Here is a 15,505-nt window from a genome sequence, read left to right as displayed (position 1 = left end):
GTTACCTGTGAAAAACAGGCTGTTTTATTTTCGCAGCTGGCGGCCGATCGCCTCAATAATATAGGTTACCGGAACCTGTGTCGTAATGTCCGTATTGTCTGCCAGACGAATAATCGGCACATGGTAGCAGAGGGTAAAATCGCCGATTTTCGCCAGCGAGCTGCTCTCCGTATTCGTTATCGCAATGATTCTGCACTTGTTCAGGCTGAACTGGCTGGCAATACGCAGGATCTCTTCGGTTTCACCGGAGACGGATAAAATAATCGCAATCGCGTTCTGATAGAGGTCGGGACTGATCGGATAATAGGGATCATCAATTGCGTGGCTGAATTTACCGAGGTTAGAGAAAAAGCGGGCGCCATATTTCGCCAGGCTGCCTGATGTGCCGACGCCAATAAAGAAAACCTGCTCAGCCTGAGCAATTTTCTGTGCGGCCTGAGCGATGAGCTGTTCAAACGCCGGATTGTTAATGCTGTTAAAGAAACTCAGCATCTCGCTCACCCCGGCGGTATTCAGCTGAGGCGTATGCTGCTGTTCGGCTAAGCGCAGACGAATGCGAAATTCTGACCAGCCTTCACAGTGCATCTTACGGCAGAAGCGCAGCACGGTGGTCGTGGAGACCCCCGCCTGCTCAGCCAGTTCGCGGATGGTCATATAACTGACGCCTTCACGATGTTTAATGATGAACTGATAGACCTGCATTTCCAGATCGTTAAGACGGGCGAGATCGCGGTGCGAAAACATGGATGACTCGTTGAACGGTTGACCTGGGGTCAGTTTATCAGATTCAGCAGCCGGTTTAACGGTTACAGAATTTCATAAGATAATTTTAGCGTACAGGTGTACACTGAAATCGTTATCAACCCGGCTGGAGAATATTATCACTGCGATTACGCTGTTCAGGACACACTTATGACCCCCATACTTTCTCACAAACCACGACCCGCAGCGGACGACTGGTTCGGCGAAGAAATTGCCAACAGTATCAGTCATGGTCTGGGCTGTCTGTCAGGCATCGCTGGCCTGGTGCTGATGCTTCATCAGGCCATCGAGCGCCAGGCGGATACTCTGACCTTTGTCAGCTACAGCCTTTATGGCGGCAGTATGATCCTGCTGTTTCTGGCTTCGACGCTCTATCACGCCATTCCCGATGGCCCGGTCCGGCCCTGGCTGAAAACGTTCGACCACTGCGCGATCTATCTGCTTATCGCCGGAACCTATACGCCGTTTCTGCTGGTGGGACTCAGGACGCCGCTGGCGTATGGATTAATGGCGGTAATCTGGGGGCTGGCGCTGGCCGGTATTCTGTTTAAGCTTACCATTGCCCATCGCTTTAAAGTGCTGTCGCTGGTGACCTATCTCTGTATGGGGTGGCTGTCGCTGATCGTGGTTTATCAGCTGGCCATGATTATGCCGCCAGCCTGTATCTGGCTGCTGGCAGCAGGCGGGATAATCTACTCGCTGGGGGTGATTTTCTATGTGGCACGCCGCATTCCCTACAATCATGCCATCTGGCATGGATTCGTACTGGGCGGCTCACTCTGTCATTTCTGCGCCATCTACTTCTATGTACGCTGACGCTTCGCGAATGTGGCCCTGACGTGACGTCAGGGCCGGAAGGTGACTCAGCTCTCATCCAGCGAATAGGGCAGGGGCTGCACCGTCAGGTGACCACCTTCATCGCCTTCAACCCGCAGCACGCTGTCCGGCTCCAGATCGTTGTTCAGCACCACCTGAATCCAGCTGGTGCCATCATCCAGCTGCACAGCCGCCAGCACGCTGCCGGTACGACGCCAGCGCTCACCCATCTGCAGCTCCAGCGGCGCGTTGGCTTCAGGCAGATGGCTTGCCTTACCCGCCAGCCAGTAAAGGGCGCGTTTGTTAGCACCGCGATATTTCGCCCGGGCCACCATCTCCTGTCCGGCATAGCACCCTTTTTTAAAGCTGATGGCATCCAGCGCCTGCAGGTTGGTGGCCTGCGGAATAAACTGCACGCTGGTGGCGGGAACGATAACCGGAATACCGGCTTCGATATCCAGCGCCAGCCACTGCTGGCTGTCGTTGAACTGTGCATCCTCGCTGAGTTTCTGCTTCAGCACGTCGGCCTGGGCCGGTGATGTCACAATCAGAAAACGTTCGGCCGGATGCGCAAACCACAGCAGGGTAGTTTCACCCTGATGCACCACCGGCTTCTCGCTGTCAGGCAACGCCTCAAACAGGTTAGCCAGGGCAGCACGCGCCTGGAAACCAGCCACACCCAGCAGAAGTGCTTCATCGTCGGGCGTCATCGTGACTTTTGAAAACACCGCATATTTCTTCAGCTCGGCCAGCTGGGTGTCGCGCAGTTCGCGCCGGATCAGGTAGGCATACCCTTCACCGCGATGAAACAGACGCAGATTGCTCCACATTTTGCCTTTGGCGTCGCAGTGCGCGGCGGGGGAGTGATGATCGGCATCCAGCGCCGCGACATCCAGCGTTAACTGACCCTGCAGGTAGGCAGTGCTGTCCGCACCGGTAATCGAAACCAGTGCCCAGCTGTCCAGTGACATCAGGGTTAACGGCAGACGGGACGACGCGGCAGGCTGGCGCGGCGGTAAAGTAAAAGTGGGCATGGAGATATCCTGTGTAAGAAGGTTCATCCGGAACAATGTCTTCAATGTTAAAAGAGCCGCCTGGCAATGCAACCTGTTTACGGAAAACGTCGCACAAAAGGCGTGATAACCCTGCAAATATGCCGCCTGAAATGTGGCAGGTTGCACAGCATGCGACGCAGCGCCTGCGAGCCGTATTAAACCAGGTTACACTAAGCGCCACGTTGTGAACTGTGGAAACTGATGCATGGATATTAATGATAAATCACGTATTCAGTGGGCCTGCCGTCGCGGCATGCTGGAACTGGATGTGGCGATTATGCCGTTCTTCAAATTTGAGTATGACACGCTGAGCGACACCGATAAGCAGGTCTTTGTCGCGCTGCTGAAGAGTGACGATCCCGATCTGTTCAACTGGCTGATGAATCACGGCGAGCCAAAGGATCCTGAGCTTAAGCGGATGGTCAATCTCATCCAGCAGCGCAACCATGAGCGCGGCCCGGTGGCAATGTAAGCTGCGGCCCTCCCGGCTGGCGTGCGGGGTGCTGTGCGTCTGGCTGGTGGCTGCCATCTCGGGCGTGCTGCTGATGGCGCTGCCCGTGGGTGGGGAGCTGATGCGGAGCGGAATGATCCTACTGTTGCTGGCGGAGGGCGGTCGTGTCTGCCGGCGGCTGAGGCTGCGGCGCGGGACGCTGGAGCGGGAAAGTGTCCATTGCTGGATCTGGCAGGGAAAACGCTGGCGTCCCACTCAGCCACTGCGCTGGTTACCGGCGGGCGTGCTGCTGGTGGCGAAGAGCGAAGAGGGTGACAGGCTGCGCTGGTGGCTGATGCAGGACGCTATGCAGCCTGACGAATGGCGGGCGTTGCGCGCCTGCTGCTTCAGCAGGGCGCGACATTAACGGCGAAGAGGCATAAGCGCGCATGTCGACTGACCCGCGGCCGGTCAGGTTCTGCCGGGCATTCCGCGCCGTCTCCGTAGGTGGCTGGCGGCCGCAACGGCTGAAGAGGGTTACAGCAGTCCGGCAGTCTCGGTTAACACCTGCTCGCACCACTGCTCAACGCGCTCATCCGTCACCTCAAACTGATTCACGTCATCCAGCGCCAGGCCGACAAACTGTGTGCCATCGGCAGTAAGCGGTCGGGGACTGGTGAACTCATAGCCCTCCAGCGGCCAGTAGCCTACGAAACGTACCCCCATCGGCTGCAGCAGATCGTGCAGCATACCGAGCGCATCCAGAAACCATTCACCGTAGCCAATCTGATCGCCCATGCCATACAGCGCCACAATCTTATTCTGCAGATTCAGCGCGGGCAGCAGCGTCCAGATCGCCTCCCAGTCCTCCTGCAACTCACCAAAATCCCAGGTGGGGATGCCCATGATCAGCAAATCGTACTGCTCCATCAGGCGTGGGTCATCATCCTTAACGTTATGCAGCGTGACCAGCTCGTCGCCGATGAAATCGCGAATTTTCTCCGCCACGATTTCGGTGTAACAGGTACTGGAACCGTAAAACAGACCGATTTTCATGCAGATAACACTCTGTAAATACTGACTTTGGCGCAATTGTACCAGAAGCGCTGCTGAATCAGGCATAATGAGCATGATTTTACACCAGACGGCGGAGATAACGTGCAGGACAGCGAACTGACAGAACAGTTTCTTGATGCGCTCTGGATTGAGCGCAATCTGGCGCAGAACACGCTCTCCTCCTATCGCCAGGATCTCCAGACGCTGACCGGCTGGCTGGCGCATCACCAGCTGACGCTGCTCAGCGTGACGCCAGCCGATCTGCAGCAGTTTCTGGCTGAACGGCTGGAAGGAGGCTACAAGGCGACCAGCTCAGCGCGGCTGCTCAGCGCCATGCGGCGCCTGTTCCAGTATCTGTACCGTGAAAAAGTGCGCCCCGACGATCCCAGTGCGCTGCTCTCGGCACCCAAACTGCCACAGCGACTGCCGAAAGATCTCACTGAGGCGCAGGTCGAGCGGCTGTTGCAGGCACCCAATACCGATATCCCACTGGAGCTGCGCGATAAGGCGATGCTGGAGCTGCTCTATGCCACCGGCCTGCGCGTCTCCGAACTGACGGGGCTGACGCTCAGCGACATCAGCCTGCGTCAGGGCGTCGTCCGGGTAATCGGTAAAGGTGATAAAGAGCGGCTGGTGCCATTAGGTGAAGAAGCGGTTTACTGGCTGGAGCAATATATGGAACATGGTCGCCCGTGGCTGCTTAATGGTCAGACGCTGGACGTGATGTTTCCCAGTAATCGGGCGCAGCAGATGACGCGGCAGACCTTCTGGCATCGTATTAAGCATTACGCCACGCTGGCGGGCATCGACGCTGAAAAGTTATCACCCCATGTGATGCGCCATGCCTTTGCCACGCATCTGCTGAACCACGGCGCCGATTTGCGTGTCGTACAGATGTTGCTGGGGCACAGCGATCTCTCCACCACGCAAATTTATACGCATGTCGCCACCGAGCGCCTGCGTCAGTTGCATCAACAACACCATCCGCGAGCCTGAACCGCGGCCATAAGGACAACGATGAACAAGCATTTTGCCATGCTGGCCCTGTTAGCCAGCGCCTTTTCCGGTCTTGCTCAGGCCGATGACAGCGCCATTCAGCAATCCCTGAAAAAGCTCGGGCTGAATCAGACAGAGATCAGCCCGTCCCCGCTGCCAGGGTTCAAAACCGTGCTGTCAGAGAGCGGCGTGCTCTACGTGACCGACGACGGTAAACATATGATTCAGGGCCCGCTGTATGACGTCAGCGGCACTCAGCCGGTGAACGTCACCAATAAGCTGCTCGACAAAAAGGTCGAGGCGCTGGTGCCGGAGATGATCGTCTACAAAGCGCCTAAAGAGCAGCATGTCGTGACCGTCTTTACCGACATTACCTGCGGCTACTGTCACAAGCTGCACGAGCAGATGGCGGACTACAACGCACTGGGTATCACCGTGCGCTACCTGGCGTTTCCACGGGAAGGGCTGAATGGTCAGATCGCACCGGCGATGAAAGCGATCTGGTGCAGCGCCGACCGCAACAAAGCCTTTGACGAGGCAATGAAAGGCAATGCGCCGAAGATGGCTGCGCCCGACAGCTGCAAAATTGATATTGCTCAGCACTACAAACTGGGCGTGCTGTTCGGCATTCAGGGCACCCCGGCCATGCTCACCGACAGCGGCATGATGATCCCCGGTTATCAGACGCCGCAGGAGCTGAAGCAGGTGCTGGACAATCAGAAGCGTGGTGGTTAATCGGTGGTAAAACAGGATGTGGAACTCCGTCGCCGTGAGGTGACGGTAGACGATGTGCTGCCGGCGACCCTGCCGCCGCTGCTGAAGCGACTCTATCTGCATCGCGGTGTGCGCGATGCCGCAGAGCTGGAGCGCGGTGCAAAAAATCTGCTGCCGTTTCAGTCCTTAAGCGGGATTGAGAGCGCCGTTGCGCTGCTGCATCAGGCGCTGCTGGATGGCCGTCGCATCATGGTGGTCGGCGACTTTGATGCCGATGGCGCGACCAGTACCGCGCTGACGGTGATGGCGCTGCGCAGTATGGGCGGCAGTAACGTGCAGTATCTGGTGCCGAATCGCTTTGAAGATGGGTATGGCCTCAGCCCGGAAGTGGTAGAGCAGGCGCGTGCACGGGGCGCCGCCATGATCCTGACGGTCGATAACGGCATCTCCTCCCACGCCGGGGTGGAGTACGCGCATCAGCACGGCATTCCAGTGCTGATCACCGACCATCACCTGCCGGGCGAGACCTTACCGGCCGCTGAGGCGATTGTGAATCCTAACCTGCCCGACTGCGATTTTCCTTCACGGGCGCTGGCGGGCGTTGGCGTTGCGTTCTATCTGATGCTGGCGCTGCGCGCCCATCTGCGCACCCAGGGCTGGTTCGGCGTTACCCGTGCCGAGCCAAATCTGGCCGGGATGCTGGACCTGGTGGCGCTCGGCACGGTCGCCGATGTGGTGCCGCTCGACGTTAACAACCGTATTCTGGTATGGCAGGGGCTGAGCCGTATCCGGGCCGGAAAATGCCGGCCAGGCATCCGGGCACTGCTGGAGATTGCGAATCGCGATGCGCGTCAGCTGGCGGCCAGCGATCTCGGTTTTGCGCTCGGGCCACGGCTTAATGCCGCGGGGCGGCTCGACGACATGTCGGTGGGCGTGGCGCTGCTGATGACTGATGACCTGAGTCAGGCGCGGATGTTAGCCAGTGAGCTGGACGCACTCAACCAGACGCGAAAAGAGATCGAGCAGGGCATGCAGAGCGAGGCGCTGGCGCTGTGTCAGGCGCTGGAGCGTGAGCAGCGCGATCTGCCGCTGGGACTGGCCTTCTATCATCCTGAGTGGCATCAGGGCGTCGTCGGCATTCTGGCCTCACGACTGAAAGAGCGTTTTCATCGTCCGGTCATTGCCTTCGCGCCCGCGGGCGATGGCACGCTGAAAGGCTCGGGACGTTCGATTGCCGGCCTGCATCTGCGTGATGCGCTGGAGCGGCTGGATACCCTGAACCCCGGCCTGATGCTGAAGTTTGGTGGCCACGCGATGGCGGCAGGCTTATCGCTGGAAACGGACCGCTACGAGGAGTTCCGTCAGCGCTTTGCCGACCTGGTCGGTGAGTGGCTGGACGGCGAATCGCTGCAGGGCATCATCTGGTCTGACGGTGCCCTGCAACCGCAGGATTTTTCGCTGCAGACGGCTGAGATGCTGCGTGAGGCGGGCCCCTGGGGCCAGGCGTTCCCGGAACCGGCCTTCGACGGCCGGTTTAAGCTGCTGCAACAGCGGCTGGTGGGCGAGCGGCATCTGAAAGTAATGGTCGAACCGCTCGACGGCGGTCCGCTGATCGACGGTATCGCCTTTAATGTCGATACCACACTGTGGCCCGACAGCAGCGTGCGTCAGGTCGAACTGGCTTATAAGCTGGATATCAACGAGTATCGCGGTAACCGCTCGGTACAGCTGATCATCGACCATCTCTGGCCGCTGAACTAGGTTCTGTCAGGTTTGCGCCTCTGCGATGATGGCAGGCGCGCATGCCTGACTGCCTCCCGTCGTCTCCTCTGACGGGGCTGCAGCGCCATCAGCCGGGAAGAAAATGCGGCGCGTCACGCCGTTCCCGCATCCCCCCTGTCTCAACGCTACAAACTGCCGCCAGTTTCGGGTAAACTTGTGCGTTAAATTTCCTGTCCCATCGAACATAAGAAAGACGCTAAAGCCATGTTTGAAATCAACCCGGTCAAAAACCGTATTCAGGACCTCAGTGAGCGCAGCGACGTTCTTCGGGGGTATCTTTGACTACGATGCCAAGAAAGAACGCCTCGAAGAAGTAAACGCCGAGCTGGAACAGCCCGATGTCTGGAACGAACCTGAGCGTGCTCAGGCGCTGGGCAAAGAGCGCGCCTCGCTGGAAGCGATCGTGCAGACGCTGGATCAGATGGCGCAGGGCCTTGAAGATGTGCAGGGTCTGCTGGAGCTGGCCGTCGAAGCGGAAGACGAAGAGACTTTCAACGAAGCGGTTGCCGAGCTGGACGTGCTTGAGGGCAAGCTGGGCGAACTGGAGTTCCGCCGCATGTTCTCCGGCGAGTATGACAGCGCTGACTGCTACATCGATCTGCAGGCCGGTTCCGGCGGCACCGAAGCGCAGGACTGGGCCAGCATGCTGATGCGTATGTATCTGCGTTGGGCCGAAGCAAAAGGCTTCAAAACCGAAATTATCGAAGAGTCTGAAGGTGAAGTCGCGGGCATCAAATCCGTGACCATTCGCGTGTCAGGCGACTACGCCTTCGGCTGGCTGCGCACGGAAACCGGCGTCCATCGCCTGGTGCGTAAGAGCCCGTTCGACTCCGGCGGCCGTCGTCACACCTCATTCAGCTCCGCCTTTATTTACCCGGAAGTGGATGACGATATTGATATCGACATCAACCCGGCGGATCTGCGTATTGACGTCTATCGCGCATCGGGCGCGGGCGGTCAGCACGTTAACCGGACGGAATCTGCGGTGCGTATTACCCACATTCCGACCGGAACGGTGACTCAGTGTCAGAACGACCGTTCTCAGCACAAGAACAAAGATCAGGCGATGAAGCAGATGAAGGCGAAGCTGTACGAGCTTGAGATGCAGAAGAAAAATGCTGAGAAACAGGCGCTGGAAGACAACAAGTCTGACATCGGCTGGGGAAGTCAGATCCGTTCTTACGTGCTTGATGATGCCCGCATCAAAGATCTGCGCACCGGCGTAGAGACGCGTAACACCCAGGCGGTACTGGACGGCGATCTGGATCGATTCATTGAAGCTAGTTTAAAAGCAGGGTTATAAGGAACCGACATGTCTGAACAACAACCGCAGAGCGCTGACGCCGCCGTTGAGTTAAATAACGAACTGAAAACGCGTCGCGAAAAGCTGAGCGTGCTGCGTGCAAATGGCGTGGCGTTTCCTAACGATTTCCGTCGTGACAGCCTCTCTGACCAGCTGCACGCCAGCTATGGCGAGAAGAGCAACGAAGAGCTTGAAGATCTCGGCATCGAAGTGAGTGTTGCGGGTCGTATGATGACCCGTCGCATCATGGGTAAAGCCTCTTTCGTGACCCTGCAGGATGTGGGTGGCCGCATTCAGCTGTACGTTTCGCGTGATGACCTGGCGGAAGGGATCTACAACGAGCAGTTCAAAAAGTGGGATCTCGGCGATATCCTCGGCGCGCGCGGCAAGCTGTTTAAAACCAAAACCGGCGAACTGTCGATTCACTGTTCTGAACTGCGCCTGCTGACCAAAGCCCTGCGTCCGTTGCCGGACAAGTTCCACGGCCTGGCCGACCAGGAAACCCGTTACCGTCAGCGCTATCTCGATCTCATCGCCAACGATGAGTCGCGCAATACCTTCCGCATTCGTTCGCAGATCATGGCCGGCATTCGTCAGTTCATGGTGAGCCGCGACTTTATGGAAGTGGAAACGCCGATGATGCAGGTGATCCCGGGCGGCGCGTCTGCGCGTCCTTTCATCACCCATCACAATGCGCTGGATATCGACATGTATCTGCGTATTGCCCCGGAGCTTTACCTGAAGCGTCTGGTGGTGGGCGGGTTCGATCGCGTGTTCGAGATCAACCGTAACTTCCGTAACGAAGGGATTTCGCCACGTCATAACCCAGAGTTCACCATGATGGAACTCTATATGGCCTACGCGGATTACAAAGATCTGATCGAGCTGACCGAGAGCCTGTTCCGCACGCTGGCGCAGGATGTGCTGGGCAGCACGGTGGTGCCTTACGGTGAGCAGGAGTTTGATTTCGGTAAGCCGTTTGAAAAACTGACCATGCGCGAAGCGATCAAAAAGTATCGTCCGGAAACCGATCTGGCCGATCTGGAAGACTTCGATAAAGCGGTGGCGATTGCGCAATCACTGCACATCAAAGTTGAGAAGAGCTGGGGTCTGGGTCGCGTCGTAACGGAGATTTTCGAAGAGACGGCAGAGGCGAATCTGATTCAGCCAACCTTCATCACCGAATACCCGGCAGAAGTGTCGCCGCTGGCCCGTCGTAACGACGAGAACCCGGAAATCACGGATCGCTTTGAGTTCTTCATTGGTGGTCGTGAAATCGGTAACGGCTTCTCGGAGCTGAACGATGCGGAAGATCAGGCTGAGCGTTTCCTGCAGCAGGTGAATGCCAAAGATGCCGGTGACGACGAAGCGATGTTCTATGACGAAGACTACGTTACCGCACTGGAACATGGTCTGCCGCCAACCGCCGGTCTGGGTATCGGTATCGACCGTATGGTGATGCTGTTTACCAACAGCCACACCATCCGTGACGTCATCCTGTTCCCGGCACTGCGTCCAGGCAGCAAGTAAGTCTGACTGTTAACAGAAAAGGCCGGGATATCCCGGCTTTTTTTATACCTATGCCAGAATCAGACACTGCTGTTCGCCTCGCGATGCTTGAGCCGTGCTGCTCCCTATGCCAGGCTGAATACCTTAACCAGGAGCAAACATGATGCAACGTCCCGACTGCATTCGCCACTGGCAAGCGCTGGAAGGTGAAGATAACGAACATTATGCCGACAGCGATGAGCGCATGTCGATTGGTGCTCCACTGGGTAGGTTGCTGGGATTAACCCGCCTTGGCATTCATCATGAAAGGCTGTTGCCCGGACGTCGCATGTCTTATCCCCACGCAGAAAGCGCAGAAGAAGAGTTCATTTTTGTGCTTGAAGGTCATCCTGATGCCTGGATCAACGGTGAGCTTTACCCGTTGTCGCCAGGTGATGCCGTGGCTTTTCCGGCGGGCACTGGTATTTGCCACACCTTTATAAACAACAGTGAGCATGAGGCACGCTTTTTAGTGGTGGGGGAGACCAGTAAGCCTGAAAATCGTATTGCTTACCCTCTTAACCCGGACTACGAAGCAACCCGTGAAGACAGATGGCTCAATCCGCCCGAACATCCTATGGGCAACCATCCTGGTTTGCCCGACAAAAAATCTTAGGATTTAATCGCCTGATCCAGCCAGGTCTGAAAGCGGGAATAGGGCACATAGAGCGCAACGTTCTTGTAGAGCGTCTTACCGGTGACATTGTCATCGATGTTATTGCTGTAGCCCACAATCACCCCCGCCAGCGTATCGTCAGAGGCGTTATAAACCGCACCGCCTGACATGCCTTTTACCACTCCTGCATTCGCCGCTACCACGACGCAGTCTGGCTTGTTCCAGCTGTTCGCCAGCGTGGTATTGATCAGGTTCTGCCCGCTGGAACTGACCGGCATCGCCGAAATAAAGCTGTAGCCGTAGAGGTTCACCTTGTCGCCGATATGGCTGTTGCGGAAACTGGGAGGCAGGTTTGCTTCGCTGTTTTTGTGGTAGACCACCGCCAGGTCGCATTGCGGATGCCAGGCTTTGACCCGATAAAGCGAAAACTTCGCCACATGGGCGGCGGTCAGGCTGTACTCCGGCGTCAGCGGGATGGTGGTGCCGAGCGTGCCGATACCCAGTATGGTCGGAATGCCGGTCACGGTCATATCAACCCGCTTTTCAGCTTCTTTACTGTACTCATAATGACCAACCGAGCAGCCGGTCAGAGCAAAGACCATCAAGGCTATGAGTCGTTGCATTCTCTCTCCCTGCGTCAGAAGTTGATAACTACACCTGGCAATTGATTAGGGATATATCGGCAACGTTGCGGAATAATTAATGAATCACATATAAAAAAGGTAACCGGTTAACGGGAAATGGCAACCTGACGCGATGCAGATAGGACAGCCGCTGCCCCTCAGATAGCGAGAGAGAGAATCAGGAGGCGAGGATTATTGCGGCAACGGCAATAATCCTTTGCGCTACGCAGGCTATGTCGCTTATCCGGGCTGTGCTGTAATACTCACTGTGACGCAGATCAAATTTTAATAAGCGTCGAGGGGCTGCGTGTCCGCGCGGTTCACCTGCAAATAAGACTGGGAGAGTGTTATGCCTGTTGCATTACTGGCGCTGGCGTTGAGTGCGTTCGCCATCGGAACCACCGAATTTGTCATCATGGGATTGCTGCCTGACGTGGCGCGCGACCTTCAGGTTTCCATTCCGTCGGCGGGCTGGCTGATCAGCGGCTATGCGCTGGGCGTGGCGATCGGTGCGCCGATTATGGCGCTGCTCACCGCCAGACTGCCGCGTAAAAAAACGCTGATTCTGCTGATGGTGATCTTTATTGTCGGCAACCTGCTCTGCGCGCTGGCGTACAACTACAACCTGCTGATGCTGGCACGTATCGTCACCGCGCTCTGTCACGGGGCCTTCTTCGGTATCGGTGCGGTCGTCGCCGCCAGTCTGGTGCCAGCCGGACGTCAGGCCTCCGCTGTCGCCCTGATGTTTACAGGACTGACCCTGGCTAACGTGCTGGGCGTGCCGCTGGGCACCAGCTTCGGTCAGATGTTTGGCTGGCGGGCCATGTTCTGGGGCGTGGCGGTGATCGGTGTGCTGGCCTTTATCGCCCTGATTGTCAGCCTGCCGACAAACAAACAGGAGAAGCCGGTTCATCTGGCGAGTGAAATTGGCGCGCTGGCTAACGGAAAACTGTGGCTCTCTCTGCTGATGACGGTCTGCTTCGCGGCGGCGATGTTTGCGCTGTTCAGCTACATCGCGCCTCTGCTGTTAGAGATCACCGGGATTAGCGACCGCGGCGTCAGTTGGACGCTGTTCCTGATTGGTGCGGGCCTGACGGTGGGGAATATCCTTGGCGGCAAACTGGCCGACTGGAAAGTCTCATTCAGCCTGATCCTCAGTTTTTCGCTGATCGCCATCTTCTCTCTGCTCTTCAGCTGGACCAGCCACGCGCTGTGGCTGGCGGAGATTACCCTGTTCCTCTGGGCGATGGCCACCTTCGCCACGGTACCGGGCCTGCAGATCAACGTGGTCCGTCACGGTAAAGAGGCTCCTAATCTGGTCTCCACCCTGAACATTGCGGCCTTTAACGTGGGCAATGCGCTGGGTGCCTGGGTCGGCGGTGCGGTCATCGGTCACGGTTATGGCCTGACGGCGGTGCCGGTCGCGGCGGCTGCGCTGGCGCTCATCGGCCTGCTGGTCTGCCTGATGACCTTCCGCAAACCAGGCCGCCCGGCTGCCAGCGTCCGCGCCTAAGCCAGGCGGGCGGCGATACGTGCCGGAAAGGCGGTCACCTGCTCCTGCAGATGGCTGACAAAGGCATCGACCAGCGCTGACGCGGGTCGGTGCCGCGGCCTGACCAGGCTGACGGTAAACGGCACTGCCACGCTGAACTTACGCATCACCAATCCGCTGTCGGCGTAATCCAGCGCCGTCAGCGGATTAACAATCGAAATGCCTGTACCCGCCCTGACCATGGCGCACACCGAGGCTGCGCTATGCGTCTCTATCACCAGCCGCCGTTCAACCCCCTGCTCCTGAAACAGCGCATCCAGCAGCTGACGATAGCTGTCGCTGCGCGAGAGGCTGACATACCGCTCGCCAGCGAAATCATGCGGCGTCAGCACGGCACGCTGACTCAGGGGATGGTGCTGTGGCAGAACGCACACTTCATCGCAGGTCAGCAGGGCGAGACGATCGGTACCGGCCGGCGCGTGCTGGGTTTCGGTTAAACCGATATCGTAGCGCTGTGCTGAGAGCCACTCCTCCAGCAGCGGCGACTCCTGCGGGATCACATTGAGGCTCACATCGGGGTAACGTGCTAAAAAGGGCTGACACAGCGGCGGCAGCAGCGACTGAGAAAAAACCGGCAGACAGGCAATCGACAGCTCGCCCTGACGAAACTGGCGAAGTCCCTCTGCGGCTTCCCGAATGCGATCCAGACCGTACCAGGAGCGCTGCACCTCTTCAAACAGGCGCAATCCCTGCACCGTCGGCTGCAGCCGGCCGCGTACCCGTTCAAACAGCTGTAGTCCCAGCTGCTGCTCCAGCCGCGCCAGCTCCCGGCTCACCGTCGGCTGAGAGGTGTGCAGCAGCGTGGCGGCCTGAGTCAGATTGCCACTGGTCATCACCGCATGAAAAATTTCAATATGCCGCCAGTTGATGTTCGCCATGTCGCCACCCTATATCCATTCTGCATAGACGCTATTAAAACAGATATTTTTCGCTATGGCATGATTCTGGCTTAATGGAACTATCGCCACAGGAGAATTGTTATGCCACGTTCCTTACAGAGTACCGAAACCGCCCTCAACGCCGCTCATCTGCTGCCGCTGGCCCGCTGTTACGCCGGGCCTTTCTGGGCCTATGACGCGCAGATTATTCAGGCGCGCATTGCGCAGCTGCAGGCGTTTGACGTCATACGTTTTGCGCAGAAAGCCTGCTCAAATATTCATATCCTGCGCCTGATGCGGGCGGCGGGGGTCAAAGTGGATTCGGTTTCGCTGGGTGAAATCGAACGTGCGCTGGCGGCAGGCTACCAGCCGGGTGGCGATGAGATTGTTTTTACCGCCGATCTGTTTGACCAGCCGACGCTGGAGCGGGTTGCGGCGCTGAAGGTTCCGGTGAACGCGGGTTCAATCGATATGCTGCATCAGCTTGGCGCAGTCTCACCCGGTCACGCAGTGTGGCTGCGGGTCAATCCTGGCTTTGGTCATGGTCACAGCCAGAAAACCAATACCGGCGGCGAAAACAGCAAGCACGGTATCTGGCACGGTGATTTAGCCGCGGCGCTGGCCGCCATTGAGCAGCACGGCCTGCAACTGGTGGGCATCCATATGCATATCGGTTCGGGTGTCGATTATGCGCACCTGCAGCAGGTCTGCGATGCGATGGTCGGACTGGTTATGGCGTCCGGTCAGGATTTGACGGCAATCTCTGCGGGCGGCGGCCTCTCTATCCCTTATCGCTATGGCGAAGAGGCGATCGACACCGATCACTATTTCGGCCTTTGGGATGCGGCCCGGCAGCGGATTGCTCAGCATCTCGGGCACGCGGTCAAGCTGGAGATTGAACCGGGCCGTTTCCTGGTGGCTGAGTCAGGTGTGCTGGTCTCTCAGGTGAGGGCGGTTAAATCGATGGGCAGCCGTCACTTTGTGCTGGTCGATGCCGGTTTCAGTGACCTGATGCGTCCTTCCATGTATGGCAGCTATCACCACATCTCGCTGATGGCGGGTGATGAGCGGGCGATTGATGATCGGCAGACGATCGACACCGTCGTCGCGGGGCCGCTGTGTGAGTCGGGCGATGTCTTTACCCAGCTGGAAGGCGGTATGGTAGAACCGCGTGCGATCCCGGCGGCCAGCGTCGGCGACTACCTCGTGTTTCACGACACGGGCGCTTATGGTGCCTCGATGTCCTCAAACTACAACAGCCGTCCGTTAATCCCGGAAGTGCTGTTTGAACAGGGCCAGCCGCGCGAAATCCGCCGTGCGCAGACCATTCAGTCGTTGCTGGCACTGGAGATTGGCGAATAAGCGATACAGTAC

Annotated in this window: 16 protein-coding genes; 11 read left to right on the top strand and 5 right to left on the bottom strand. The window is 57.8% G+C overall.

The genetic code is table 11. The annotated features are described in order from the left end of the window. Window positions 1-24: 24 nt before the first annotated feature. The gene (locus S7A_RS00805) at window positions 25-744 is read right to left on the bottom strand and encodes a MurR/RpiR family transcriptional regulator (RefSeq protein WP_009087083.1); all 720 of its coding nucleotides are present in this window, start codon (window positions 742-744) and stop codon (window positions 25-27) included. Window positions 745-912: 168 nt separating this feature from the next. On the opposite strand from S7A_RS00805, the gene S7A_RS00800 reads away from it, so the two are divergent. Then, complete coding sequence (locus S7A_RS00800) at window positions 913-1,578, top strand: hemolysin III family protein (protein ID WP_009087081.1); 666 nt, start codon at window positions 913-915, stop codon at window positions 1,576-1,578. Window positions 1,579-1,625: 47 nt separating this feature from the next. Here S7A_RS00800 and ygfZ read toward each other — a convergent pair whose 3' ends face one another. Next, complete coding sequence (ygfZ, locus tag S7A_RS00795; protein ID WP_009087079.1) at window positions 1,626-2,612, bottom strand: tRNA-modifying protein YgfZ; 987 nt, start codon at window positions 2,610-2,612, stop codon at window positions 1,626-1,628. Window positions 2,613-2,838: 226 nt separating this feature from the next. Here ygfZ and sdhE point away from each other — a divergent pair, with 226 nt between their 5' ends. Both sdhE and S7A_RS00785 read left to right on the top strand, forming a co-directional pair. Then, window positions 2,839-3,105, top strand: coding sequence for an FAD assembly factor SdhE (gene sdhE, locus S7A_RS00790; RefSeq protein WP_009087078.1), 267 nt, complete (start codon window positions 2,839-2,841; stop codon window positions 3,103-3,105). Beyond that, window positions 3,080-3,490 carry a protein YgfX gene (locus S7A_RS00785; RefSeq protein WP_009087076.1) on the top strand — a complete coding sequence of 137 codons (411 nt, stop codon included), beginning with the start codon at window positions 3,080-3,082 and terminating at the stop codon, window positions 3,488-3,490. Before sdhE ends, S7A_RS00785 begins: the two co-directional genes overlap by 26 nt. A gap of 110 nt (window positions 3,491-3,600) precedes the next feature. On the opposite strand, the gene fldB is transcribed toward S7A_RS00785, so the two are convergent. Beyond that, window positions 3,601-4,119: a flavodoxin FldB gene (gene fldB, locus S7A_RS00780; protein WP_009087073.1), complete on the bottom strand. Its 519-nt coding sequence runs from the start codon at window positions 4,117-4,119 to the stop codon at window positions 3,601-3,603. A gap of 102 nt (window positions 4,120-4,221) precedes the next feature. Here fldB and xerD point away from each other — a divergent pair, with 102 nt between their 5' ends. The 6 genes from xerD to S7A_RS00750 all read left to right on the top strand — a co-directional run bounded on the left by xerD (window position 4,222) and on the right by S7A_RS00750 (window position 11,078). Further along, window positions 4,222-5,115, top strand: coding sequence for a site-specific tyrosine recombinase XerD (gene xerD, locus S7A_RS00775; protein ID WP_009087070.1), 894 nt, complete (start codon window positions 4,222-4,224; stop codon window positions 5,113-5,115). A 21-nt stretch (window positions 5,116-5,136) separates the two neighbouring features. Next, a complete protein-coding gene (gene dsbC / locus S7A_RS00770) occupies window positions 5,137-5,850 on the top strand; it encodes a bifunctional protein-disulfide isomerase/oxidoreductase DsbC (protein ID WP_009087068.1) in 714 nt (237 codons plus the stop codon). Window positions 5,851-5,853: 3 nt separating this feature from the next. Continuing rightward, entirely contained in the window at window positions 5,854-7,590 is a 1,737-nt protein-coding gene (gene recJ / locus S7A_RS00765) for a single-stranded-DNA-specific exonuclease RecJ (RefSeq protein ID WP_009087066.1), read from the top strand. Between the two features lie 225 nt (window positions 7,591-7,815). Continuing rightward, window positions 7,816-8,914 (top strand): peptide chain release factor 2 gene (gene prfB / locus S7A_RS00760; protein WP_111208374.1). Its coding sequence is split into 2 segments (ribosomal slippage): window positions 7,816-7,890 and window positions 7,892-8,914, totalling 1,098 coding nucleotides; the frame shifts between segments, so codons are not numbered across the junction. 9 nt (window positions 8,915-8,923) lie between these two features. Next, window positions 8,924-10,444 (top strand): lysine--tRNA ligase, encoded by a 1,521-nt coding sequence (gene lysS, locus S7A_RS00755; RefSeq protein WP_009087062.1) that lies wholly within the window; start codon window positions 8,924-8,926, stop codon window positions 10,442-10,444. A gap of 139 nt (window positions 10,445-10,583) precedes the next feature. Then, window positions 10,584-11,078: a cupin domain-containing protein gene (locus S7A_RS00750; protein WP_033736044.1), complete on the top strand. Its 495-nt coding sequence runs from the start codon at window positions 10,584-10,586 to the stop codon at window positions 11,076-11,078. Here S7A_RS00750 and S7A_RS00745 read toward each other — a convergent pair. Further along, window positions 11,075-11,701 (bottom strand): serine protease, encoded by a 627-nt coding sequence (locus S7A_RS00745; protein ID WP_033736042.1) that lies wholly within the window; start codon window positions 11,699-11,701, stop codon window positions 11,075-11,077. The two genes, S7A_RS00750 and S7A_RS00745, sit on opposite strands and share 4 nt — an antisense overlap. Window positions 11,702-12,050: 349 nt before the next feature. Here S7A_RS00745 and S7A_RS00740 point away from each other — a divergent pair, with 349 nt between their 5' ends. Next, on the top strand, window positions 12,051-13,214 hold the full coding sequence (locus tag S7A_RS00740) for an MFS transporter (protein WP_009087058.1): 1,164 nt from the start codon (window positions 12,051-12,053) through the stop codon (window positions 13,212-13,214). Here the strand turns inward: S7A_RS00740 and S7A_RS00735 are convergent. After that, window positions 13,211-14,131 carry a LysR family transcriptional regulator gene (locus S7A_RS00735; RefSeq protein ID WP_009087056.1) on the bottom strand — a complete coding sequence of 307 codons (921 nt, stop codon included), beginning with the start codon at window positions 14,129-14,131 and terminating at the stop codon, window positions 13,211-13,213. The genes S7A_RS00740 and S7A_RS00735 overlap by 4 nt on opposite strands. A 102-nt stretch (window positions 14,132-14,233) precedes the next feature. Here S7A_RS00735 and lysA point away from each other — a divergent pair, with 102 nt between their 5' ends. Next, window positions 14,234-15,493, top strand: coding sequence for a diaminopimelate decarboxylase (gene lysA, locus S7A_RS00730; RefSeq protein ID WP_009087054.1), 1,260 nt, complete (start codon window positions 14,234-14,236; stop codon window positions 15,491-15,493). The last annotated feature ends 12 nt before the right edge of the window (window positions 15,494-15,505 follow it).

Origin of the sequence: Pantoea sp. Sc1, from assembly GCF_000255315.1 — a bacterium.
GTDB classification, from domain to species: domain Bacteria; phylum Pseudomonadota; class Gammaproteobacteria; order Enterobacterales; family Enterobacteriaceae; genus Pantoea; species Pantoea anthophila.
Note: the sequence above shows the minus strand (reverse complement) of the source record. Positions and strands in the feature narration are given on the sequence as shown.

Coding starts and splice junctions, on each gene's coding strand:
- S7A_RS00735 (WP_009087056.1), bottom strand. CDS start 14,131: ATGGCGAACATCAACTGGCGGCATATTGAAATTTTTCATGCGGTGATG.
- S7A_RS00800 (WP_009087081.1), top strand. CDS start 913: ATGACCCCCATACTTTCTCACAAACCACGACCCGCAGCGGACGACTGG.
- sdhE (WP_009087078.1), top strand. CDS start 2,839: ATGGATATTAATGATAAATCACGTATTCAGTGGGCCTGCCGTCGCGGC.
- ygfZ (WP_009087079.1), bottom strand. CDS start 2,612: ATGCCCACTTTTACTTTACCGCCGCGCCAGCCTGCCGCGTCGTCCCGT.
- S7A_RS00745 (WP_033736042.1), bottom strand. CDS start 11,701: ATGCAACGACTCATAGCCTTGATGGTCTTTGCTCTGACCGGCTGCTCG.
- S7A_RS00740 (WP_009087058.1), top strand. CDS start 12,051: ATGCCTGTTGCATTACTGGCGCTGGCGTTGAGTGCGTTCGCCATCGGA.
- fldB (WP_009087073.1), bottom strand. CDS start 4,119: ATGAAAATCGGTCTGTTTTACGGTTCCAGTACCTGTTACACCGAAATC.
- S7A_RS00750 (WP_033736044.1), top strand. CDS start 10,584: ATGATGCAACGTCCCGACTGCATTCGCCACTGGCAAGCGCTGGAAGGT.
- S7A_RS00785 (WP_009087076.1), top strand. CDS start 3,080: ATGAGCGCGGCCCGGTGGCAATGTAAGCTGCGGCCCTCCCGGCTGGCG.
- lysA (WP_009087054.1), top strand. CDS start 14,234: ATGCCACGTTCCTTACAGAGTACCGAAACCGCCCTCAACGCCGCTCAT.
- S7A_RS00805 (WP_009087083.1), bottom strand. CDS start 744: ATGTTTTCGCACCGCGATCTCGCCCGTCTTAACGATCTGGAAATGCAG.
- dsbC (WP_009087068.1), top strand. CDS start 5,137: ATGAACAAGCATTTTGCCATGCTGGCCCTGTTAGCCAGCGCCTTTTCC.
- lysS (WP_009087062.1), top strand. CDS start 8,924: ATGTCTGAACAACAACCGCAGAGCGCTGACGCCGCCGTTGAGTTAAAT.